The organism is Knoellia sp. B-D-2 (assembly GCF_057714695.1).
Map to the genome: position 1 here is coordinate 3,567,773 of NZ_CM173189.1, position 21,867 is coordinate 3,589,639.

Consider the following 21,867-nt stretch of genomic DNA (forward strand, 5'->3'; position numbering starts at 1 on the left):
CAGTGACGTGCCGTTTGGACTAAAGCGGCGAGCTGACAGTGTCACGGACGTCCTACGACTACACCCGGCCGTGCTGGGACGAGATCGGGGCCACCGTCGTCGGCCGCCACGTCTTCGACATCACGGACGGCTGGGACGGAAGTCCTCCGGGCGGAATCGACCACGTGGTCGTCGTGACGCACCGGCCGGAGCCCGAGGGCCCAGGCGGCGACGTCGACGGACTCCTTCGCAGTGGCGATGTGCTGGGGAAGGCGGCGAGCGCCTCGGTGAGCTGGTCGGCGCTCTCGGCGGGGTAGTAGGTACCGCCGGTAAAATCCGCCACTCCTTGGAGGGTCTGCTCGTCGATCGACCAGTCCGCCACGCCCGCCCGGGCCGCCCGGCCCTGCGCCGAAGCCGCCACCGGGCGCGACCTTGGGCAGCGTTGCAGACGCTGGGTGCCGGCGTCATGGTCCCGAACCCGATCGGATAGACGCGGGATCCCGCGATCGCTTCACGCGCGGCTGATGATCGGGCAGTCTTGATGAAAAAGGGCGGCTACGAAAGGGGTGTCGACATGGACATCGACAGGCAGGAGATCGTCGATCAGCTTCGCGGTCGAGGTGAGGACGACCTGGCCGACCGCGCAGAGCGGGAGCTGCCGGAGGTGGTCGACACCGACCGGCACTCAGCCCTCCTGCATCAGCTCGGCATCAACCCACTGGAACTGCTCGGGGGTGTCGGCGGAACCTTCGGCTGACCTGACCGCCCTTGTTGTCGCGCCTGACCACGAGCGTGAGACCACGTGCTGCTGGATCGACCGCGTTCCGAGTGGGCCTTCGACGAGACCTCGATCGCCGAGTCCTCAGGTCACCGCGCGCGGTTGAGCCAGATCGCCAGGGCGAAGGCCGCGGCCGCGAGCACACCGGCCAGGGCGGCGAACCAGGCGGCGACGTCGACGGACTCCTTCGCGGTGGCGATGTGCTGGGGAAGGTCGGCGAGCGCGTCGGTCAGCTGGTCGGCGCTCTCGGCGCGGTAGTACGTACCGCCGGTGACATCCGCCACTCCTCGGAGGGTCTGCTCGTCGATCGACCAGTCCGCACCACGCCCGCCCGGCCCCCCCGGCCCGGCGCCGAAGCCGCCACCGGCCGCGACCTGGGCAGCGTTGCAGACGCTGGGCGCCGGCGTCTCGGTCCCGAACCCGATCGGATACACGCGGATCCCGCGATCGGCGGCCTGTTCCGCCGCCGTCGCTGGGTCGACTCCGTTCCTGTTGGAGCCGTCGGTGAGGAGCACGATCACCGCCGCGGCGTCGGCCGGAGTCGCGCTGTCGGGGACGTCCGCACCGGTGGGGGCGACGGACGGGTCGAGCTCGGCTATGGCATCGATGGACGTCAGGATGCCCTGGCCGATCGCGGTGCCGCGCGAGGTCACCAGCGACTCGACGGCGCGACCGAGGGCCTCGGTGTCGTCGGTCGGCGGGACCGCCACGGTGGCGAAGGCCGCGAAGGTCACCAGCCCGATCCGCGAGCCCTCGGGCTGTGCCTCGATGAAGTCGGTGGCTGCCTGCTGGGCCGCCTCAAGACGGTTGGGTTCGACGTCGGTGGAGCACATCGACCTCGAGACATCCATCGCGAGCAGGATGGTGGTCGCGGTGGAGGAGATGTTGGCCTCCCGATGAGGGCGAGCCGCAGCCACCCCCAGCGCCACCAGCGCCAGGAGGAACAGGGCCGGTGGAACCACCCTGCGCCACCTCGTGGTGCCCGGCTGCACCGAGCGCACCAGAGCGAGCGAGGAGACGAGCACCGCGCCGCGCTTGCGGCGCCGTGCCTGCCACCACTGGAAGGCCAGCAGCGCGGGGACGACCGCGATCACCAGCAACGCCCACGGCCATGACAGCGACATCAGATCAGCCTTCCCTGGCGAATCAGGGCGCGGGCCGAGCCCAGGGCGAGCAGCACGGCCGCGAGGCCACCGAGGGGGCCGGCAAGAGGAAGGGGCTCCTGGGTCACCGTGAGCCGACGGTCCATCGAGTCGGCGAGGTCCATAACGTCGGGCACCTCGGACGCCGGGTGGTACTCGCCACCGGTGGTCTCGGCGATCTCCGTGAGCGCCTCCTCGTCGAGCGCGGTGTGGACCGTGTAGCCGTCGGCATCGACGGTCGTACCCGCCGCCGTCCCGACGCCGACGACCTCGATGCGCACGCCCGCGGTCAGGGCGAGATCCGTGGCCGCGGCCACAGCCGCTTCCTCCTCACCCCTCGCCTCACCGTCGGAGACAAGGACGACGGTCGCCGAGCTCCAGTACCCCAGGTCCGGCGGCGGGTCGCCCTCTTCCGGAAGGACCACCACCTCCCCCGTGACGGCCGCGAGGCTGCCCAGGATCGCCGCTGAGAGCGAGGTGCCCCCTGAGGGGGTGAGGCGCGCGACCGCCGATGCTGCCCGCGCATGGTCGGCACTCGGCTCGCCGGCGCTCAACGGCCCGGCCCCGAACGCCACGACACCGATGTCCACGCTGTCGGGCTGCGCCTCGATGAGGGTGGTGGCCACCCTCTTGGCGGCGTGCAGCCGGCTGGGATCGACGTCCGTGGCCGTCATGCTCTGCGAGACGTCGATGGCCAGGATGACCGTGCCGGCGGAACGCGGTGTCGGCACGTCGACCGTCGGACCCGCCATCGCGACGGCGAGCACCGTGAGGCCGCTGAAGGACAGCCACCGGCCTGCGGGCACCGGGGACGGAGCCGACCTGCCGGGGACGCCCGCGAGGGCAAGCACCCGCACCCGCCGTCGACCGGTGACGACGGTGCTCACGACCAACGCCCCGACCGCAAGGATTCCCACCGGCAGCAGCCACGGGGTGGCGAGGTCCATCACCGTCTCCACCGTGTCGCGGCGACCAGACGGACGAGCACGTCGACGAGGTCCTGGTCGGTGCGGACCTGGTGCAGCGGCACCGCGACGTGGCGCAGCACGTCGCTCACCTCGGCATCGCGGGCGGCCACCGCGCTGCGGAGGCCGTCTCGGAACACCGGGTCCGACGCGTCCACGAGCAGCTGCTCCCCGGTCTCGGCGTCCTCGACGACCAGCAGTCCCACGTCGGGGATGGCGCCGTCAGCCGCGTCGACGATGCGGAGTGCGACGACGTCATGGCGGGACGCGAGCTTCGCGAGCGGTCGCCGCCACGGGCCGTTGCCGATGAAGTCCGAGATCACGACCACGAGGGCTCGCCGCTGCGCCGGCACCCCCACCGCCTCCACCATGCCGGCCAGGTCGGTGGTGGTGGTGACCAGCCTCGTGTCCCGCTGGAGCTCGTGGCCGATGCGCAGCGCCTGTGCCCGGCCCGTGCCCGTCGGGACCACCCTGGCGGCGACACCGTCGTAGAGGACTGCCCCGACCCGGTTGCCCGAGCCCGCGAAGAGTCGGGCGAGGAGCAGGGTCAGCTCGGTGAGGACGTCGCCCTTCGTGCGGCCCTCGACGCCCACGCCCATGGACGCGGAGCGGTCGAGGACGAGCCAGACCGTGAGGTCGCGGTCCTCGTTGTACTCGCGGACGAGCGTCTCGCCCACCCTCGCGGTGGCCGGCCAGTCGATGCGGCGGGCGTCGTCGGTGTCGACGTATTCGCGTAGCCCGGCCAGGTCGACGCCGGTGCCACGGTGGTGGGTGCGGTAGGCACCGTTCAGCCTGCCCTCGAGGCGGCGGAGGACCTGCCACTCCAGGTGGAGCAGCAGGCGCTCGGTCGCCGTGACCACGACGGTCAGGCTCCCTGCAGCACGACTCGTGGGGCAGGCACCGAGCTCAGGACACGGGTGACGACGGTGTCGGGGTCGACGTCGTCGGCCAGCGCCTCGTACGAGAGCACGAGACGGTGCCGCAGCACGTCGAGCGCCAGGTCGCCGAGGTCCGGCGGCAGCACGTAGTCGCGGCCGCGCAGGAAGGCGAGTGCCCGGGCGCCCGCCACGAGGGCGATCGAGGCGCGCGGACTGGCGCCATAGGTCACGTAGCGGTCCAGGTCGCCGAGCCCCACGGCGGCGGGTGAGCGGGTCGCCGTGACCAGTCGGACCGCGTAGTCGACGATCGCAGGGTCGACGTAGGTCCTGCCGACCTTGGCCTGCATCGCTGCGAGGTCCTCGAGGGTGAGCATCGGCACGTGCTCGGGAGGGGGCTCGATCGACCGTTGCACGATGGCGTGTTCCTCGGCGGCGTTGGGGTATCCGACGACCACCTTCATCATGAAGCGGTCGACCTGGGCCTCCGGAAGGGGATACGTGCCCTCTGACTCGATGGGGTTCTGGGTGGCCAGGACGAGGAACGGCGTCGGGACGGCGAGCGTCTCGCGTCCGATCGTCACCTGCCGCTCCTGCATGACCTCCAGCAGTGCGCTCTGCACCTTGGCCGGGGCACGGTTGATCTCGTCGGCCAGCAGCAGGTTGGTGAAGACGGGTCCCCTGGTCGTCTCGAACTCGCCGGTGTTCTGACGGTAGACACGACCGCCGGTGAGGTCGGCGGGCACCAGGTCCGGCGTGAACTGGATCCGCTGGAACTGGCCGCCGACCGCGGCAGCGAGCGTCCGAACCGCCAGCGTCTTGGCCAGCCCTGGCACCCCCTCCACGAGGAGGTGCCCACCCGTCAGGAGGGCGACGGCCATCCGTTCGAGGAGGTTGTCCTGACCGACGATGGTGCGCTTGACCTCGAAGAGCACCTCTTCGAACGGGTTCGTGCCCGGCCTGCGGGCGGCTCCGGTGGGGACGGTCATGTCGACTCCTCGTGGTCGTGGTCAGGTCAGATCTGTGGGCCCGGCCGGTCTCCGCCGAGAGCGGTTCCGATCGGGACCGCGAAGCCGATGCCGGCGAACGCCCGGTCCTTGCCCGGGTCGGCGATCGAGACGACGATCCCGACGACGAGTCCACCCGCGTTCAGCAGCGGACCACCCGAGCTGCCGGGGTTGACGGCGGCATCGAACTGGATCAGCCCCGCGAACGTGCCGTCGGCCGTGTCGGCCCGGCGGTCGAGTCCGGACACCACTCCCGCGGAGGCGCTCGCGGAGAGGCCGAGCGGGTTGCCGATGGCGACGACCGGTCCCCCGACCTCGACGGCTCCGCCGAGCACCGCGGGGACGAGCGTCTCGGGGAGGTCGCCCGGGATGAGGATGGCGATGTCCGACGCCTCGTCGGACGACGCCACCGTGGCCGTGGTCTCCGTGCCGTCGGCGAACGCCACGTGGATCGTGTCAGCACCACTCACCACATGCGCAGCGGTGAGGATCTCCCCGTTCCTGTTGGCGACCACGCCGCTGCCCAGCCGGTTCCGGTCCGCCGTGATGACGACCATCGACACGACGGTCCGGTCGTAGATGTCCGCGACCGTCGGCGTCGGTGACGTGCTCGCGGCCACGGCGCTGGGGCGACTCTCGGCGGGCGCCGACGGACCGGCCAACCGGGTCCCGACGAGAATGCCGAGAGTGAGCAGCGCGGCGATGCCGAGCGCGACCACTCCGACGAGGCCGCGGCGGCTTCTGTCCGGTCGAGCTGCGTCGGCCACGGGATCCTCCTCAGCCGACCGCGGGTCCGGGGGCCTGCCTGCGCGACCGCGCGGATGCACACAGTCCCCCATCCCGACCGCGTACGCGCATGGGTCAAGCGTCCCTCAGCGCGTGCACGACGTCCATAGAGACGAACGAGTCACCGATCGTCTGCCGACGCATGCCACGCGCCCGGCGTCGACAGGCCGCGGGCGCGCAGGGCGGCCTGGGTTCTGTCCTGGACCTGCATCTTGGCCAGGACCTGGGAGACGTGGTTCTGCACGGTCTTGAGGCTCACGCCGAGCTCGCGGGCGATGTCGGGGTTGCTCCGTCCGTCGGCGAGGAGGGCGAGCACCTGGGACTCTCGTGGCGTCAGGCTGCTCGCGGCACCCGATCGGGGGCCAGTCAGCGCACGTGCGGCGGCAGCCGCGCCGAGGAGCGCGCCTCCTGAAGCCACGGTGCGCAGAGCGGCGAGGACCTCCTCCTGGGCCGCGCCCTTGAGGACGTACCCGCGCGCGCCCATCCGCAGGGCGGAGGCCACGGTGCCGTCGTCGTCGACCATGGTGAGCACGAGCACTCCGGTCTGCGGTCGGGCGACGAGGATGCGGCGGATCGCCTCCAGGCCGGGCATGCCCGGCAGGTTGAGGTCCATCAGCACGACGTCCGGCCCCAGCTCAGCCGCACGAGCCACCGCGGCCTCACCGTCGCCCACCGCCTCGAGGACCGTGACGTCCGGGACGGTGTCGAGCAGCGCGGCCAGTCCGTCTCGGAAGAGTGGGTGGTCGTCGACGACGAGCACAGTGATCATTCAGTGACTCCTTCGCTCGCCAGGTCGTGGGGCAGGGGCAGGCGCATGACCACGCTCGTGCCACGGTCGGGCTCCGGCTCACCGTGGACGGTCAGCGTCCCGCCGATCTCCTCGGCCCGTTCGCGCATGTGCACCAGTCCGAGCCCGCCCACGCGACCGGCCCCCGGACCGCTCCCGTCGTCGGACACCTCGAGGGTGACGGCGTCGTCGTCGACCGCCAGGCGCAGGGAGGCGCTGGCTGCCCCCGAATGGCGGATGACGTTGGTGAGCGCCTCCTGAGCGATGCGGTATGCGGCGACCTCGACCGCCGCAGGAATCGGCCCCGGGTCGTCCACGTCGAGGTGGACCACCAGCCCGGATCCTGCAGTGACGTCAGCCGCCAATCGGTGCAGCGCCCCGTCCAGTCCGTCCTCGTCGATCGCCGGCGGACGCAAACCCTCGACGATCCGACGGACGTCGACCACGGTCGACTGAATGCCGGCACGAAGCCTGAGAAGCTCCGCCTCGACGTCCACACCGGATCCAGTGGGTGTCGCCGTCCCCCCGGTGGCGTCCTGAGCGAGTCGGTTCCGCAGGGTGTCGACCTGCATGGTCAGCGCGGCCAGAGTTGGCCCCAGGCCGTCGTGGAGGTCTCGTCGCAGCCGGCGCCGTTCCTCCTCACGGGCCAGGGCGAGCCGCTCCTGACCTTCGCTGATCGTGGTGAGAAGGCGCGCCGAGTCCACGACTCCACCGAGCTGTCGAGCCACGTCCGTCAGGAGTTCGGTGTCAGCCGCCCGCAGCCGCCGCGGGGCGTGCCGCAACTCGCCCACCGGGACGCCGTACGCCACCAGGGGCCAGACGACGTCCGGCTCCCCTCCGGACTCCTCACCCCGGCCGGGTCCACGTCGGGCGAGTATGCGGCCGTGGACGTCGACGATCTCGACTCGCGCAAGTCGCAACCCGTCCCCGATCTGGCCGACGAGCGTGTCCAACAGGGTCGGTACGTCCGCCGCGTCCGCCAGGCGACGGCCGCTCTCGGCGAGTACCTCGGCCGGCTGCGACCACTGGCCATAGGTGAGCCGATTGACGGCGCCCTGCAGGGCGTCGCGGATGGGCAGGAACGCAGCGGCCAGCACTCCCGCGGCAACCCACGGGAGCCAGCCCGCGTCACTGTCCTCGAGCACGGCACCCACGAGGGCGACCGTGAGCGCGTACACGACGGCGACCGCCGCCGAGAGCAGGACGTAGGTGAGTGTCCGGCTCACGACCAGCTGGATGTCGTACAGGCGGTTCTGCAGCAGGGCCACCCCGACCGCGACAGGCGCCGGAAGGATCGCCGCCGCGAACATCCACGGCCTGGCCCACGACGTCGCGGCCACGGGGAGGATGAGGATCGGCAGGCAGAAGGCCACCGCGAACCAGAGCAGCTGCTGTTGCAGCAGCTCGTCACCCACACGCCACCGGTGGACCATTCCCGCGACCGCCAGCACGAGGGTGATCGCGGCCAGGCCGAGCGCGGCAAGAGCGGCGAGGTCCACGACAGCATGCAGGGACTCGGGCAGCCCGAGCGGATTCGGGACCGAGCCCAGCCGTGTCTCCAGAGGTGTCGGACTTCCTAGAGCCGCCAGAGCAAACATCGCGATGCTGGCGACGGCGAGCTGTACCGGTAGCCGTCGGCCCGGCCGCGCCGGTCGCCCGTCCGGGAACAGCAGCGGCACGAGCAGGGCGAGGACCAGCCAGCCCACGGCGCGCGCCGCCGTGCCCAGAACCCCGATCGCGGCGGCGTACGCCACCGAACCGGGCTCGCTCACGGCCCCCTGGACTCCGATCGCGAGGAGCCCCTCTCCCAGCCCCCACGCCAACACCCCCACCAGCATGAGGTGACCGATAGTGTTGCCGGGCCGCGCCACGAGGATGACCGCAGCGATCACGGCATACGTGACGATGACGAGCAGGATCGCGAGCCGGCCGGGATGGCCCGGCTCCGCGAGACCGAGCACCACGGACACCACGGCGCCCGCGGACGCTGCCACGCCGGTGAGCACGGTGAGTGCGATCCGTCTGCTGCCCGTCACTGCGACACCACGCCCACACTCTGACGTATGCCGTCCCCCGGCGTCACGGGGATGAGGACTTCCCACCGAGCATGGTCACCGCCAGGGCCACGAACCAAAGCATCCACAGGGGGAACCCGATCGTCCCGGCCCCGATCGCCGCCAGTGGGCCGGTGAGCAAAGCGATGACGCCGACCAGCACGCCGGACCACCCGACCCAACGGGCCAGCACGCGGTCGGAGAGAGCCGCGATCCCCGTCCCGAGGGCATGGACGCCCAGGAATGTCGCCCCGGTGACGTAGGCGAAGTTGCGGATGTTGTTCACGGCCAGAGCCGTGTCCAGGTCGAGTCCGTGCGCGATGCCCCACTTCGCGGCGGCACCGGCCGCGAACCCCGCGCCGCCGACCGTGACGACGTAGGCCAGGCCGGCAGCAGCTGCGGTCCGCGATGCCAACGCCGCGGGCTCGGACCGGCCCACCGCACGGGCGAGGAAAACGATGACCGGGATGAGGACGACGAAGGCCATGAGGTCCACCCACATGCCGGCAAGGACTCGCTCGAGCGAACCGGTCGACCACGAGTGTTCGATCCCCTCCTGTCCCGGCAGGGTGGTGGGAGCGCCGCGGATGATGATGCCCACGGCGAACAGGGCGACGTGGGCGAGTCCCAACGCCCCTGCGACTCGCCACAACGCGCGAGGCAGCGCGGACTGCGATGCCTGGGCCTTGACGTGAGTGGTTGCCGTCATGATGCCTCCAGGTGAGTGGTCGCGGCGGCAGGTTCCGCCGCATCACCAGAGTGGGCCGCCCCGGCGCACCCGTCATCGGGCCGCTTCCCGAGCCACCAGGGAAGATGTCCCGGGCAGTGGGACGTGGCTTGCTCACCCATGATCAGGGCCACGGCGGCCAACGCCGGAAGCGTCCTGCCCGGCCGACGACCTACGGTGGCCCCCCTCACCGCCAGCACACCAGAGGACGAGACGTCGCGACCCTATTGGGGCGTGGTGGACGTGAAGGGACTCGAACCCCTGACCTCTCGCGTGTGAGGCGAGCGCTCTAACCAGCTGAGCTACACGTCCGTGCCCGCTCGTGAGCGGGCGGACCGAGGATACCCGGCGGGTCTCCCCGGCGCGAAATCAGGGTCCGCCAACCCGGCGCCACCCCCCGCGGTCAGATTCGCGCGGTGGTGCGCATCCAGGTCTCGAGCCCGTCCGGGAAGAAGCCGGGGATGCCGGAGAAGTGGAACGTCAGCCACAGCACGGTGGCGATGAAGGCGATGCCGACGACACCGACGAGCACCTTGACCACGGGGTTCTGTCGCTTGACCCACTCCTCCCAGAGGCGGAGGTGCCGCTTGACGAACTCCAGCACCCGCTGCGCACGCTCGAACTCGGTGGACCAGATGGCGAGGCCGGCGATGACGATGAGCCAGCCCGGTCCGGGGAACGGGATGAGCAGCAACCCACCGCACACGACGACGAGACCGACGACGAAGACCCCGATGCGGTACACCCTGGCGGTCGCCGGGTTCGCCCGGATCCGACGACGCCACGCCCAGTCGTCGTCGTCGTCGGTGGCCACGGCCGCGTCCCGGTCGAGGTTCTGGCTCACGGGTCCAGCCCGAGGTCCGCCTCGGCCGCGCGCCAGATCTCGACCATGCGCGCCGTGACCGGGCCGACGGCGAGCCGCCGGTCGTCGACGAGGTGAACGCCCTGGACGTCGCGCGACGAGTTCGTGATGATCACCTCGTCGGCGGTGCTCAGCACCTCGAACGGCATTGTCTCCTCGACGACCTCGAGCCCCGCCTCGCGACACCACTCGATGGCCAGCTCGCGGGTGATGCCGGCGAGGCAGCCGCTGTCGAGGGGGGGCGTGCGCAGCACACCGTCGGTGACGACGAACACGTTGGACGCCGTGCCCTCACAGAGCTCACCGCGGGTGTTGGCGAGCAGGGCCTCCTCGGCCCCCTGGGAGCGCGCGTGGGTCACGGCGATGACGTTCTCGGCGTAGGACGTGGTCTTGAGACCGACGGTGGCCGCGCGTTCGTTGCGCACCCACGGCACCGTGACGACCGCCGCGGACGGCTTGTGGGCCGCCGATGGCGTGGCGGCGACGATGACCGTCGCGGGCGAGTCGTGCCGGTCGGAACCCAGCGGGCCCGCACCACCGGTGACGGTGATCCGCACCCGACCGAACTCGATCGGCTCCCCGGAGGCCAGAACCTCCTTGACCCCCTGGCTCACCCAGGCGTCGTCGACCGGCGGAAGGCCCAGCCCGGCCAGCGTGCGTCCGAGCCGGCGCAGGTGCCGCGTCATCGCGAAGGCCTCCCCGTTCACCACCTTGCAGGTCTCGAAGGCCCCGTCCCCCACGGTCAGCCCGTGGTCCAGCGCCCTCACCGACGGCACGTCGGCCCCGACGAGCTGACCATCCACCCACAACCGGATCGCGTTCATGGGTCCACCATCCCAGATGGACCCCCGCGGCCCCATGAGGCCATCCCCTGAGTCAACCCCGAGCCGTCCCTCGGGCGAGCGGCAGGAGGCGACTGGCCTTGAGCTCGGTCTCGGCCAGCTCACCCTGCGGGTCGGACGCCCACGTGATCGCTGCCCCCGTGCCGAACCTCAGCATCCGCCGCCCGGCGCCGTCCCGCTCCGCCCAGAAGGTCCTGATGCCCACCGCCAGCAGCGCCTCGTCCCGGTCGGCGTCGATCCACCCGATCGCCCCGCAGTACGGCCCGCGCGCCTCGGGCTCGAGGTCGGCGATCGCCTGCAGCGCCGTGTGCTTGGGCGTGCCCGACACCGAACCGGGCGGGAAGGACGCGTTGAGCAGCTCGCGCCAGCCCATCCCGTCGCGCAGCACGCCGGTGACGTCCGACACGAGGTGGACGAGCCCTGGGTGCGCCTCCAGCCGGCACAGGTGGTCGACGCGGACGGTGCCCGGACGGCACACGTGCTGGAGGTCGTTGCGGACGAGGTCGACGATCATGACGTTCTCCGCGTAGTCCTTGGGCAGCAGCCGGTCGGCCGTCACGGCCGTGCCCTTGATCGGGCTCGACGTGACCGTCCGCCCCCGCCGCACGAGATAGACCTCGGGTGACGCGCAGGCGATCTCCAGTCCCGCCTCGGGGATCTCGATCGTCGCGGCGTACGGCGCCGGGTTGCCCCGTGCCAGGACGTCGCCGAGGTCCCGCACCGACAGGCCCGCCGGGATCTCGCTGCTGAGGACGCGGCAGAGGTTGACCTGGTAGACCGTGCCGCGCGCGATGCGCTCGCGCACCTCCTCGACACCCTCGACGTATGCCGTGTCGCCCAGGCTGGCGGTCCACTCACCCGGGGCGCCGGCCCACGTCGTGGCCGGGGCGGGCGGGGTCGCCCCGCGGGTCACCGACGACATGCGCACCGCGGTGAGGTCGCCCTCGAAGGTCAGGACGACGGCCCAGAAGCCGGAGTCGACGTCGTCGATGTCGTGCGTGACGGCATCGACGCCGCTCGCCTCGATGACTCCCCCGTCCAGGGAGCTGAACCTCGCCCACGCCACGGCCCGATGCTAGGGGGCGGACGATCCGGGTGTGAGACGGTGTCGCCGTGCGTGAGACCCCATCCCGCGACGTCATGAGGACGCTGGGCCTGCTGCGGGAGTCGGACGGCCGCGGTTGGCTGGAGCTGCAGACTTCCGGCACGACGGACCGGCCGCGCACCGTCTTGCGGTCCCTCGCCTCGTGGGAGGACAGCTTCGACCACCTCAGCCGCCTCACCGGCACGACCTCCGCGGACCGCGTCCTCGTCCCGGGCCCGCCCACCGGGTCGATGTTCGCCTTCGCGCTCGCGCACACCGCGCACCTCGGCGCGGAGACGGTGACGCTTCGGCAGTGGAGCCCGCGGGGGGCCGTGGCGGCGCTGCGCACGTGCACCGTCGCCCACCTCACACCGGCGATGCTGGCCGCGCTCGTGGAGAGGGACCTCGGACGCCTCCGCACCGTGGTCTGCGCGGGCTCGGCGCTCCCCGAGCCGGTCCGTGAACAAGCGCACGACGCCGGGCTGCGGGTCGTCGACTACTACGGCTCGGCCGAGCTGAGCTTCGTCGCCATCCGCACCGGTGCCCGGCTCGCTCCCTTCCCGCGGGTCGAGGTCGAGGTCCGCGACGGCGTCGTGTGGGCCCGCAGCCCGTGGCTCTGCGAGGGCTACGCCCCGGGTCAGACCGGTCCGCTGCGGCGCGACCGGGCCGGGTGGGCGAGCGTCGGCGACCGGGGCCGCCTCGACGACGACGGCGGACTGATCGTCGCCGGCCGTGACGACACCGTGACGACGGGCGGGGTCAGCGTGCACTGCTCCGACGTCGAGGCCGTTCTTCGGTCCTGCGCCGGGATCACCGAAGCCGTCGTCGTCGGCACCCCGCACCCCGAGCTCGGCGAGCTCGTCGAGGCCGTCGTCGTCGCGCGGGCCGCGTTCGACCTCGGGTCGGCGCGGTCGCAGGCCACCGGGCGGCTCGCCCCCACCCACCTCCCCCGTCGCTGGCACCTGTGGACCGACCTGCCGCTCACCCCCGTCGGCAAGGTCGACCGCTCCGAGGTCAGACGACGTCTCGTGGCCGGACGCGAGGCCGGGGTGATCCCGTCGTGATCGACTCCGGGACACCCGTCATCGTCGCGGCCCGGCGCACCCCGATCGGGACCGCGGGCCTGGCGCTGCGGGACGTCGACGCGGTCGGACTGGCTCTCCCGGTGCTCCGGACCGTCGCCGACGACGCGTTCGCCGGCGGACCGGCACAGGTCGTGCTCGGCAACTGCATGGGTCCCGGTGGCAACCTCGCCCGGGTGGCCTCGCTCGCCGCCGGCTTCGACGTCGGTGTCCCCGCCATGACCGTCGACCTCCAGTGTGGCAGTGGGCTGGCCGCCATCACCACCGCCTGTGCGCTGGTGGGATCGGGGTCGGTGGACAGCGTCGTCGCCGGAGGAGTCGAGAGCGCGAGCACGGCACCGTGGCGGATGTGGCCGCCCGTCGACGGTGCCGCACCGCGGCGATACACCCGCGCGCCCTTCTCCCCCGCGGAGATCGGCGACCCGGAGATGGGCGCCGCGGCCGATGACCTCGCCCGGAGCTCGGGCATCAGCCGCGAACGGCAGGACGCGTATGCCGTCCGCTCCCACGCGCGCGCCGCCGCCGCACGCGCGGCCGGCCGGTTCGACGACGAGATCGTCGCGCTGGCCCAGCTCGACCACGACGAACGCGTGCGCGACACGTTGCGCGCCTCGTCGCTCGCCCGCCTCCCGGCGGCGTTCTCCCCCGGAGGCACCGTCACCGCGGGCAACGCCTGCGGCATCAATGACGGCGCCGCGGCCGTGGCGATCGTGAGCGAGGCACGCAGGCGCGCGGACGGCATACCGGGTCTGGCCTGCCTCGACTGGGAGACGGTCGGCTGCGACCCCAACCTGCCCGGCCTAGGCCCGGTCCCGGCGATACGAAACCTGCTGCGCCGCAACGCGATCCAGAGCGACGACGTCGGCGTCGTCGAGATCAACGAGGCGTTCGCGGCACAGGTGCTCGCCTGCTGCGACGGCCTGGGGATCGACGAGCACCGGGTCTGCGTCGAGGGTGGCGCGCTGGCGCTCGGACACCCGTGGGGCGCGTCCGGCGCAGTCCTCGCCGTGCGGCTGTTCAGCCAGATGGTGCGGGTGGACGGCCCCGAGCTCGGGGTCGCCGCCATCGCCGTGGGCGGCGGGCAGGGCGTCGCGCTGCTCCTGCAACGCGTCGGCTGACAGGGACCGTGGGTGGGCGGCACTGGGTAACGTCGGCGCATGGAGCCAGCGCAGCACGACGAGGACCGCCACGAGACCGGGACCGAGCGGCTCGACCGCAACTGGGACGAGCTCCTCCAAGAGCTGCGCGTCACCCAGACGGGGGTCCAGATCCTCGCCGGCTTTCTGCTCACCCTGCCCTTCCAGCAGCGCTTCTCGACGCTGGACGACGGTCAGCGGGCGGCCTACCTCGTCTCGCTGGCGGCGGCCGTCGTCGCGACCGCACTGCTCGTCGCCCCGGTCAGCGCCCACCGGATGATGTTCCGGCGGAGGGCAAAGAGAGAGCTCGTCACCTTCGCGGACACGGCCGCCCGCGTAGGTCTCGTGGCCCTTGCGGTGAGCATCGTCTCGGCCACCTTCCTCATCTTCGACGTCGTCGTCGGAGGGGGCGCGGGCGTCACTGCGGCCGCGGTGACCCTCGCGGTCTTCCTCGTGAGCTGGGTCGTCGCGCCGCTGGTCGTGCGCTCCGGGCTGTCCCGGTCGCGGTCCTGAACCGGCGGACAGGGCGTACGGACCATGCCCTCTGCACCCTTCCCCGGGCGCGACCCCGGGTCTAGTCTGCGGAAATCCGGCCAGATCCGGGCGCCGGACAGACCCCGGGAGTACATCGTGAGATCGAGATCCGTCCTCGCCGTCGCTGCCAGTGCAGCGTTGGCCACCACCCTCGTGGCGTCCGTCGGGACGCAGGCCACGGCGGCACCGAACCCCAACTCACCCGCCAAGCTCACCAAGGCGGTCACCCTCGACGGCGTGCTCACGCACCTCGAGGCGCTGCAGGAGATCGCCGACGAGTTCGGCGACCGCGCCGCTGGCCGACCTGGCTACGACGCGTCCGTGGACTACGTCGTCGAGCAGCTGACGGCCGCCGGCTACACACCGGAGGTGCAGGCGTTCCAGTTCGACTACTTCGAGGAGAACTCGGAGCTGTTCCGGACGAACCCGGACAGGACCTTCGTCAACGAGGTCGACTTCCTGCGCAACACGTTCGACTCCGGCACACCTGAGGGGACCGCGACCGGGGTCCTCTTCCCGGCCGACCTGCGACTGGACGCCCCCACCCTCCCGCCCAGCACGTCCACGAGCGGGTGCGAGGCATCCGACTTCACGGGGATGCCCTCGGGAGCGATCGCCCTGGTGCAGCGCGGAACCTGTGGCTTCAACGTCAAGGTCCTCAACGCGCAGGCTGCCGGTGCCGCCGGTGTCGTCGTCATGAACGAGGGTCAGCCCGGCCGGACCGGACTCCTCAACATGATCGGTGACGCCACCGGCCTCACCATCCCGGCCGTCTTCACGACCTTCGCCGTCGGCGCCGAGCTGGCCACCACTCCGGGTCAGTCCGTCACCGTGACGGTGGACTTCGCCGCGGAGGAGCGGACGGCGTACAACGTCCTCGCGGAGACCGCTGCCGGCAACGACGCGAACACCGTCATGGCCGGCGCCCACCTCGACAGCGTCCAGGGCGGCGCCGGGATCAACGACAACGGCTCGGGCAGCGCTGCCCTGCTGGAGACGGCGATTCAGATGGCCAAGGTCAAGCCCAACAACACCGTGCGTTTCGCGTGGTGGGGCGCCGAGGAGTCCGGCCTGCTCGGCTCGGAGCACTACGTCGCCGAGCTCAGCGAAGCGGAAGCGGAGAACATCGCCCTCTACCTCAACTTCGACATGGTCGCCTCGCCCAACTACATGTTCGGGATCTACGACGGCGACAACTCCGGCGGCACCGCCGCTCCGGGCTTCATCCCCGCCGGCTCGGCCCAGATCGAGGACGTCTTCGAGGCGTTCTACGACAGCCGGGGACTGCCGTCGCAGGACTCGGAGTTCTCCGGACGATCGGACTACGGCCCGTTCATCGCCGTCGGGATTCCTGCCGGTGGGCTCTTCACCGGGGCCGAGGGTGTGAAGACGGCTGCGGAGGCAGCCCTCTACGGTGGAGTTCCAGGCGCGGCGTACGACCCGTGCTACCACCAGTTCTGCGACAACCTCACCGGTGAGGGACAGAACGCCGCGCTGTACGCGGCGCTCGAGGCGGACTACGACCTCGTCGGCAACATCAACACGGAGGCGCTCGACGTCAACGCGGACGCGATCGCCACTGCGGTGATCACCTTCGCCTTCGACACCTCGGCCGTCAACGGAGTGCGCGTGCCCGGGAAGTCTCACGGCTCGGGCAACAGCGCGAACGCCTTCAAGGACCGGTTCGCCGGCTGACGCGGAGAACCTGGACCGCGAGGCGCACCCGGTGGACGCCGGGTGCGCCTCACGGCGCTCCCCGGGCCCTTGGTCCCTGTCCTCACCGGTGCCGGTGGACGACCGTGAGTCCATGGACAACGAGACGGGACCCCCATCCGAGCGAGGCGAGCCGACGCCCATTCGGGAGACGAGCGTCAGTGAGTCGTGGGCGCTGTTGCGGGAGGCCGTCATCGGTCGCCTCGCGGTCATCCACGACGGTGCTCCCGACATCTTCCCGGTCAACTTCGCCGTCGACCACGGGAGCGTGGTGCTGCGCACGGCTGCCGGCACCAAGCACGACGCCGCCCGCAACCACCCGGTCGCCTTCGAGGTGGACGGCTACGACCCGGGGAGCGGGGAGGCCTGGAGCGTCGTCGTGCGGGGCCACGCCGTCGAGGTGCGCGACGTTGACGAGTCGATCGAGATCCTCACCCTGCTGGACCCCTGGCAGAAGGGCCCCAAGCCGCACCTGCTCCGCGTTGTCCCCGTCACCCTCACCGGCCGTCGGTTCCCGGTCAGCGGAGGCGTGCGGCACCCGTGAGCCATCCCACCACCCCATCGAGCGTCACCACCGCCCTTCGGGACAGGGCCCGTCGCCTGGACCGCCCCCTGCGCGTCGTGGCCGGGGGGAACGCCTCCGTCCCCTGGACCCTGCTGCGCCTCCTCGACGAGGGCGTGACCGAGTTCGAGCTGTTCATGCTCAACGCCCCACGCGGCATCCCCACGCGGGTGGGGGTCCGGCTCGTCACGCCGTTCGTGGGTCCCGGCATGCGGGGGCAGCCGGGTCTGTCCTATCTCCCGGCGCGGCTGTCGCACGTCCCGACGCTGATGTCACAACGCTTCGTCCCGGACGTCGTCCTCGTCACCGTGTCGGCTCCGGACGGCGCCGGCACCTTCTCGCTCGGCGCCGAGGTCAACATCCTTCCTGCCGCGATCGAGGCGTGCCGCGCCTCCGACGGCCTCGTGCTCGCCGAGTCGCGGGCCGACATGCCGTTCACGTACGGCGACGCGGAGCTCGGCGCATACGACCTGGACGCCGTCCTCCTCGACGTGCCTTCGCCGGCGGGCAACGGTCACGGGTCGGCCCCGGTGTCCGCGGAGGTCGACCGCATCGGTGAGCACGTCGCCGTGCGGGTGAGCTCCGGCGCGACGCTGCAGCTCGGCATCGGCGCCATCCCGGACGCCGTCGTCCCCCGCCTCACCGACCGGCGGCGCCTCGGCGTCTGGAGCGAGATGGTCTCGGACGGGATCCTCCACCTCGACGACGCCGGGTCGCTCGACCCCGACCGCGAGGTCGTCGCGTCCTTCGCGGTCGGCGGACCACGCCTCATGGCCTGGCTTCACGAGAACCCCCGAGTGCGGATGCTGAGGACCGAGGTCGTCAACAACCCCGGGCGCATCGCGGGCAACCCCGCCATGACGAGCATCAACACCGCCCTGAGCGTCGACCTCTTCGACCAGGCGAACGGCAGCCACATCGGGTCCCGTCTGCACTCCGGCTTCGGCGGGCAGTGCGACTTCGTCGTCGGGGCGATGGACTCCCCGGGCGGTCAGGCGATCCTGGCCGTGCGCTCGTGGCACCCGCGCGCCGACGTCTCGGCCATCGTCGGGCTGCTCGAGGGACCGGTGACGTCGTTCCAGCACACGGCCGTCGTCACCGAGCAGGGGTGCGCTGACATCATGGGGTGGGACGCCCAGACCCAGGCACGACACCTCATCGAGCACGCTGCTCATCCGTCGGTCCGTGCCGAGCTCTGGGAGGAAGCCGGGGCTCTCGGGCTCGGCGAGGCGCCGGCCGCCTCACGAACAGGAAAGGCAGGCACCACATGCTCGTCGCCGACGTGATGACCTCTCCCGCCCTCAGCCTCGCCAAGGGGGCTCCGCTCGAGGAGGCCATAGCGATCCTGGGTCGCTCGCGGATCAGCTCGCTGCCCGTCGTCGACGAGGCGGGCACCGTCGTCGGCATCGTCTCCGAGGGCGACGTGCTGCGCGACCAGCTGCCGCGCGACCCGCGGGCCCACCTGCGCGCGTCCTTGCCGACCCTGGCCCGCGACCGCACGGTGGACGACCTCATGACCGCCGGCCCGAGGTGCGTGACGCCGGCGACGGACAGCTCCGAGGTCGCCCAGACGCTCGCGGCCCAGGGGTGGAAGAGCATGCCCGTGGTGGACGACGCCGGGCGACTCGTCGGCGTCGTGAGCCGCAGCGACATCCTGCGGGCGATGGCCGTGCCCGACGGCGAGCTCGTCGCGGCGATCCAGCAGGCCCTGGCCGAGGCCGGGCTCCCGGAGGTGACCGCGAGCGTCAGGGGTGGGCACGTCACCGTGCACCCGGACCGGACCGACCTCGGCCCAGCCGCCATGGCGGTGGCCGCCACCGTCCCGGGGATCCGCAGCGTCCAGGTCGCTCCCTGAGCGACCGGCTCGCAGCCCGGAGCCGCGCCGCCCTCAGTGAGGGAGGAGCTCGCGTCCGGAGATCTGGTCGGGGCGCACGCGGACCCAGACCGAGTCGGTCCGGTCACCCACGGGCCACGGCGCGGTGTCGAGGACCTCGAGCTCGCGCACGAGGTCGTCCTCGTCCACCAGGGAGGCGACCCCCGTGAGGGTCACGCTCCAGCCGGTGACCGTGGCGCGGTCGTACTCGTCCACCTCGAAGCCCACCGGATCGTGGTCCGACGCCGCCTCGATCTTCGACCCGCCGCTGGTCCTGAAGTAGACGTCCACCCCGTGCACCAGGTGGTGCACGGGCAGCACGACGACCTCGCCGGCCACGACGAACCCCAGCCGACCGATCCCCGCCGAGGCGAGCCGGTCCAGGCACTCCTCGGTGCTCATGACCCGCAGGCCGCTGTGGTCGGTGGGGGCGTCGACGTCACTCATGGTGCCACCGCCGACGAGGCGTGGACGACGGTGATGGGGCACGGGCGGTCGCGGTGCAGCAGTCCCTGGCTGACCGAGCCGAGGAGCAGCCCGACGAACCCGCCGTGACCACGGCTGCCGACGACGATGAGCTGGGCACCCTCGGACTCCGCGAGCACGGCCTCGACCGGGAGCGACCGGCGCAGGACGGTGCGCACCGACACCTCGGGGAACTTCGCCGACCACCCGGCGAGGGCGACGTCGAGCCGCCCGCGGTGCAGGTGCTCGAGCTCGGCGACCCGCTCATCGCTCAGCCATGGGGCGTCGAAGGTCTGGGGCACGTCGACCCACCACGAGTGCACGGCGGTCACCGAGGCGCCGAGTGCGGCCGCCCGCTCGAACGCGAAGCCGACGGCCGGGTCGTTCGCCGAGGAGCCGTCCACCGCGACGACGATGGGCGCCTGCGGCGAGAGGTCGAAGTCCTTGTCGACGACGACCACCGGGCAGGACGCGTGGGCGGCCACCTGCGACGAGGTGGAGCCCGAGAAGGCCTCTCCCAGCGCGGACTGCCGGCGCCGTCCCACGACGACGAGCTCGGCCTCCCGCGAGGCGTCGACGAGGAACGAGGCGGGGGTGCCCGCCACCGACTCCACGACGACGGCACGCTCCGGCGCCAGCCCCGCCACGCGCTCGCGCGCCTCGTCGACGAGCTCGCTGTCGAAGTCCTCCGGCCACGGGGTCGTCAGCCCGTAGCCGGCCGCGACGGGATAGAGCATCCCGCGGGCGACGAGGACGTGCAGCGGCAGGTCTCGACGCGTGGCCTCCGCGACGGCCCAGGCAAAGGCGGCGTCACCGGGCGGCGACCCGTCGAATCCCACGACGACGGGGCGTGCGCTGGCGGGGGTGTTCATGGGTCCTCCTGTGCTGAAGGTCTGGTCCTTCGAGCGTGCCGTGAGCGAGCGTGGCGGCACAGGGCCCTTGGTCCCGGCTCAGTGCTGGTGCTCGCCCCGCCGTTCCTTGCTGGCCATGTAGACCGCCGCCTGGGTGCGCCGCTCCATGCCGAGCTTCGCGAGGACGGACGTGACGTAGTTCTTCACCGTCTTCTCGGCCAGCCCCAGCGCCTCGCCGATCTGGCGGTTCGTGAGCCCTTCGGCGATGTGCTGCAGGATGCGGCGCTCCTGCGGGGACAGCGCCGTGAGGCGAGGGTCGTCGACGTCGTGGCCCCACTGGGCACGGAGCCGAGACACCACCGCGTCGTCGAGCAGGCTCTCGCCCGAGGCCACGCGCCGGATGGAGTCCACCAGGCGACTGCCGCGGATGTCCTTGAGGAGGTAGCCGGCCGCCCCGGCGAGGACCGCCGAGCGCAGGGCCTCGTCGTCGTCGAAGGACGTCAGCACGATGCCGGCCACCGACGGGTCGACCGACCGGACGTCACGGCACACGTCGATGCCGGAGCCGTCCGGGAGCCGGGCGTCGAGGATCATGACGTGCGGGCGGAGCGCGGGGATGCGCCGGGTGGCCTCCTGGGCGCTGCCCGACTCCCCCACCACCTCGAGGTCGTCCTCGACCTCGAGCAGCTCGCGCAGTCCACGACGGACCACCTCGTGGTCGTCCAGCAGGAAGACCTTGATCATCACCACACCCTTCGTCGTCGGCTTTGACCACCCTAGACGTGAGGGGTCAGATTCCACTGTCACGCACGACGGCGACCGGCAGGTCGGCCTCGCGCAGGATGGCCCTGCTCACGGAGCCGAGCTCGAGACCGGCGAAGCCGCCCTGGCCCCGGGACCCCACCACGAGCAGTCCCGCGCCCTTCGACTCCTCGAGCAGCACCTCCTGGGCGAGGCCCTGCGGTGCGCGCGTCACGACTCGGACATCGGGAAACCAGCCGTCCACGAGGAGGACGGCTTCCTGCAGGCTGTCCGCAGCCCGGCCGGACGCGCCATCGGACAGCCTGGCCGCCGCACTGCGCGAGTCCGGCCAGAGGTCGGCCATCCAGGGCTCCTGACGGGGGCCGGACCAGGCGGAGACGACCACCAGCTCCGCACCGGTCGCGGACGCCGCGGACGCCGCGAACTTCAGCGCACGCGTCGACGGCTGGGACGTGTCGACCCCCACGACCACGGGCCGAGCGGGACCGATCTCCTCCGTCGAGGAACCCTGCACCACGGTCACCGGGCACCGGGCGTGCATGCCCAGGGCGAAGGACACCGAACCGAGGCTGGTGTCGGCCCTCGACACGCGTCGACCCACCACGACGAGGTCGGCGGACTGCGACATCGCGACGAGCTCGGCCGCGGGGCTGCCCACCGCGCCCAGCGCCCGCGTCTCGAGGTCCGGGTGTCGTCGACGGGCCTCGTCCGCGCCACGCTGGGCGATGCGCTGGGCGGCACGTCCGAGCACGTCGGGTGTGGGGGTGAGGGACACGGACGACCACGTGAGCGCGGGCGGCGGGCTCACGGCATACACGACGACGAGGGCGGCGCCTCGCGCGCTCGCCCAGTCGGCAGCCCATCGCAGCGCCGAGCCGGCCTCCGCCGACTCGTCGTAGCCCACGACCACGGGTCCGTACATCGGACGTCGCCGGGCACCCTGCAGGGTCGCGCCCTCCTCGGGGCGGGGAATGGTCATGCGTCGAGCCTCACCCGGGCAC

At 72.0% G+C, this 21,867-nt stretch carries 24 protein-coding genes and 1 tRNA gene; 9 read left to right on the plus strand and 16 right to left on the minus strand.

Features of this window, described 5'->3' with window-relative positions:
• Positions 1-38 precede the first annotated feature (38 nt).
• Entirely contained in the window at positions 39-296 is a 258-nt protein-coding gene (locus AC3EU2_RS16900) for a hypothetical protein (RefSeq protein WP_488177438.1), read from the plus strand.
• A 257-nt stretch (positions 297-553) separates the two neighbouring features.
• Positions 554-736, plus strand: a complete 183-nt coding sequence (locus AC3EU2_RS16905; protein ID WP_488177439.1) for a hypothetical protein — start codon at positions 554-556, stop codon at positions 734-736.
• Positions 737-846: 110 nt separating this feature from the next.
• Here the strand turns inward: AC3EU2_RS16905 and AC3EU2_RS16910 are convergent, their stop codons facing one another.
• The 12 genes from AC3EU2_RS16910 to AC3EU2_RS16965 form a co-directional block, all read right to left on the minus strand.
• Positions 847-1,881, minus strand: coding sequence for a VWA domain-containing protein (locus AC3EU2_RS16910; RefSeq protein WP_488177441.1), 1,035 nt, complete (start codon positions 1,879-1,881; stop codon positions 847-849).
• Positions 1,881-2,846 carry a VWA domain-containing protein gene (locus AC3EU2_RS16915; protein ID WP_488177442.1) on the minus strand — a complete coding sequence of 322 codons (966 nt, stop codon included), beginning with the start codon at positions 2,844-2,846 and terminating at the stop codon, positions 1,881-1,883. Before AC3EU2_RS16915 ends, AC3EU2_RS16910 begins: the two co-directional genes overlap by 1 nt.
• Complete coding sequence (locus AC3EU2_RS16920) at positions 2,846-3,724, minus strand: DUF58 domain-containing protein (protein WP_488177443.1); 879 nt, start codon at positions 3,722-3,724, stop codon at positions 2,846-2,848. Before AC3EU2_RS16920 ends, AC3EU2_RS16915 begins: the two co-directional genes overlap by 1 nt.
• Before the next feature lie 5 nt (positions 3,725-3,729).
• Positions 3,730-4,728 carry an AAA family ATPase gene (locus AC3EU2_RS16925; protein WP_488177444.1) on the minus strand — a complete coding sequence of 333 codons (999 nt, stop codon included), beginning with the start codon at positions 4,726-4,728 and terminating at the stop codon, positions 3,730-3,732.
• Between the two features lie 26 nt (positions 4,729-4,754).
• Positions 4,755-5,513 carry a S1C family serine protease gene (locus tag AC3EU2_RS16930; protein ID WP_488177445.1) on the minus strand — a complete coding sequence of 253 codons (759 nt, stop codon included), beginning with the start codon at positions 5,511-5,513 and terminating at the stop codon, positions 4,755-4,757.
• A 140-nt stretch (positions 5,514-5,653) separates the two neighbouring features.
• Positions 5,654-6,301, minus strand: a complete 648-nt coding sequence (locus AC3EU2_RS16935) for a response regulator (protein WP_488177446.1) — start codon at positions 6,299-6,301, stop codon at positions 5,654-5,656.
• Positions 6,298-8,355, minus strand: coding sequence for a sensor histidine kinase (locus tag AC3EU2_RS16940; protein ID WP_488177447.1), 2,058 nt, complete (start codon positions 8,353-8,355; stop codon positions 6,298-6,300). Before AC3EU2_RS16940 ends, AC3EU2_RS16935 begins: the two co-directional genes overlap by 4 nt.
• Before the next feature lie 43 nt (positions 8,356-8,398).
• Positions 8,399-9,082, minus strand: a complete 684-nt coding sequence (locus AC3EU2_RS16945) for a hypothetical protein (RefSeq protein WP_488177448.1) — start codon at positions 9,080-9,082, stop codon at positions 8,399-8,401.
• 253 nt (positions 9,083-9,335) lie between these two features.
• Positions 9,336-9,412 (minus strand) — tRNA-Val (locus AC3EU2_RS16950).
• A gap of 91 nt (positions 9,413-9,503) precedes the next feature.
• The gene (locus tag AC3EU2_RS16955) at positions 9,504-9,944 is read right to left on the minus strand and encodes a TIGR02611 family protein (RefSeq protein ID WP_488177449.1); all 441 of its coding nucleotides are present in this window, start codon (positions 9,942-9,944) and stop codon (positions 9,504-9,506) included.
• Positions 9,941-10,786: an aminotransferase class IV gene (locus AC3EU2_RS16960; protein WP_488177450.1), complete on the minus strand. Its 846-nt coding sequence runs from the start codon at positions 10,784-10,786 to the stop codon at positions 9,941-9,943. Before AC3EU2_RS16960 ends, AC3EU2_RS16955 begins: the two co-directional genes overlap by 4 nt.
• Before the next feature lie 52 nt (positions 10,787-10,838).
• A complete protein-coding gene (locus AC3EU2_RS16965) occupies positions 10,839-11,870 on the minus strand; it encodes a chorismate-binding protein (protein WP_488177451.1) in 1,032 nt (343 codons plus the stop codon).
• 47 nt (positions 11,871-11,917) lie between these two features.
• Here AC3EU2_RS16965 and AC3EU2_RS16970 point away from each other — a divergent pair, with 47 nt between their 5' ends.
• The 7 genes from AC3EU2_RS16970 (at position 11,918) to AC3EU2_RS17000 (ending at position 18,770) form a co-directional block, all read left to right on the plus strand.
• Positions 11,918-12,952, plus strand: coding sequence for a class I adenylate-forming enzyme family protein (locus tag AC3EU2_RS16970; protein WP_488177452.1), 1,035 nt, complete (start codon positions 11,918-11,920; stop codon positions 12,950-12,952).
• Positions 12,949-14,088, plus strand: a complete 1,140-nt coding sequence (locus AC3EU2_RS16975) for a thiolase family protein (protein ID WP_488177453.1) — start codon at positions 12,949-12,951, stop codon at positions 14,086-14,088. The genes AC3EU2_RS16970 and AC3EU2_RS16975 overlap by 4 nt, the downstream gene beginning before the upstream one ends.
• A 39-nt stretch (positions 14,089-14,127) precedes the next feature.
• Positions 14,128-14,619, plus strand: coding sequence for a DUF6328 family protein (locus AC3EU2_RS16980; protein ID WP_488177454.1), 492 nt, complete (start codon positions 14,128-14,130; stop codon positions 14,617-14,619).
• 117 nt (positions 14,620-14,736) lie between these two features.
• Complete coding sequence (locus tag AC3EU2_RS16985; protein ID WP_488177455.1) at positions 14,737-16,335, plus strand: M28 family peptidase; 1,599 nt, start codon at positions 14,737-14,739, stop codon at positions 16,333-16,335.
• Between the two features lie 112 nt (positions 16,336-16,447).
• Positions 16,448-16,897, plus strand: a complete 450-nt coding sequence (locus AC3EU2_RS16990; RefSeq protein ID WP_488177456.1) for a pyridoxamine 5'-phosphate oxidase family protein — start codon at positions 16,448-16,450, stop codon at positions 16,895-16,897.
• Positions 16,894-18,201 carry an acetyl-CoA hydrolase/transferase family protein gene (locus AC3EU2_RS16995; protein ID WP_488177457.1) on the plus strand — a complete coding sequence of 436 codons (1,308 nt, stop codon included), beginning with the start codon at positions 16,894-16,896 and terminating at the stop codon, positions 18,199-18,201. Before AC3EU2_RS16990 ends, AC3EU2_RS16995 begins: the two co-directional genes overlap by 4 nt.
• Complete coding sequence (locus AC3EU2_RS17000; RefSeq protein ID WP_488177458.1) at positions 18,183-18,770, plus strand: CBS domain-containing protein; 588 nt, start codon at positions 18,183-18,185, stop codon at positions 18,768-18,770. The genes AC3EU2_RS16995 and AC3EU2_RS17000 overlap by 19 nt, the downstream gene beginning before the upstream one ends.
• A 33-nt stretch (positions 18,771-18,803) precedes the next feature.
• Here the strand turns inward: AC3EU2_RS17000 and AC3EU2_RS17005 are convergent, their stop codons facing one another.
• The 4 genes from AC3EU2_RS17005 to AC3EU2_RS17020 all read right to left on the minus strand — a co-directional run bounded on the left by AC3EU2_RS17005 (position 18,804) and on the right by AC3EU2_RS17020 (position 21,845).
• Complete coding sequence (locus AC3EU2_RS17005; protein WP_488177459.1) at positions 18,804-19,235, minus strand: pyridoxamine 5'-phosphate oxidase family protein; 432 nt, start codon at positions 19,233-19,235, stop codon at positions 18,804-18,806.
• Positions 19,232-20,125 (minus strand): universal stress protein, encoded by an 894-nt coding sequence (locus AC3EU2_RS17010; RefSeq protein WP_488177460.1) that lies wholly within the window; start codon positions 20,123-20,125, stop codon positions 19,232-19,234. Before AC3EU2_RS17010 ends, AC3EU2_RS17005 begins: the two co-directional genes overlap by 4 nt.
• A 78-nt stretch (positions 20,126-20,203) precedes the next feature.
• Positions 20,204-20,848 carry a response regulator gene (locus tag AC3EU2_RS17015; RefSeq protein ID WP_488177461.1) on the minus strand — a complete coding sequence of 215 codons (645 nt, stop codon included), beginning with the start codon at positions 20,846-20,848 and terminating at the stop codon, positions 20,204-20,206.
• Positions 20,849-20,894: 46 nt separating this feature from the next.
• Complete coding sequence (locus AC3EU2_RS17020) at positions 20,895-21,845, minus strand: universal stress protein (protein ID WP_488177462.1); 951 nt, start codon at positions 21,843-21,845, stop codon at positions 20,895-20,897.
• Between the last annotated feature and the right edge of the window lie 22 nt (positions 21,846-21,867).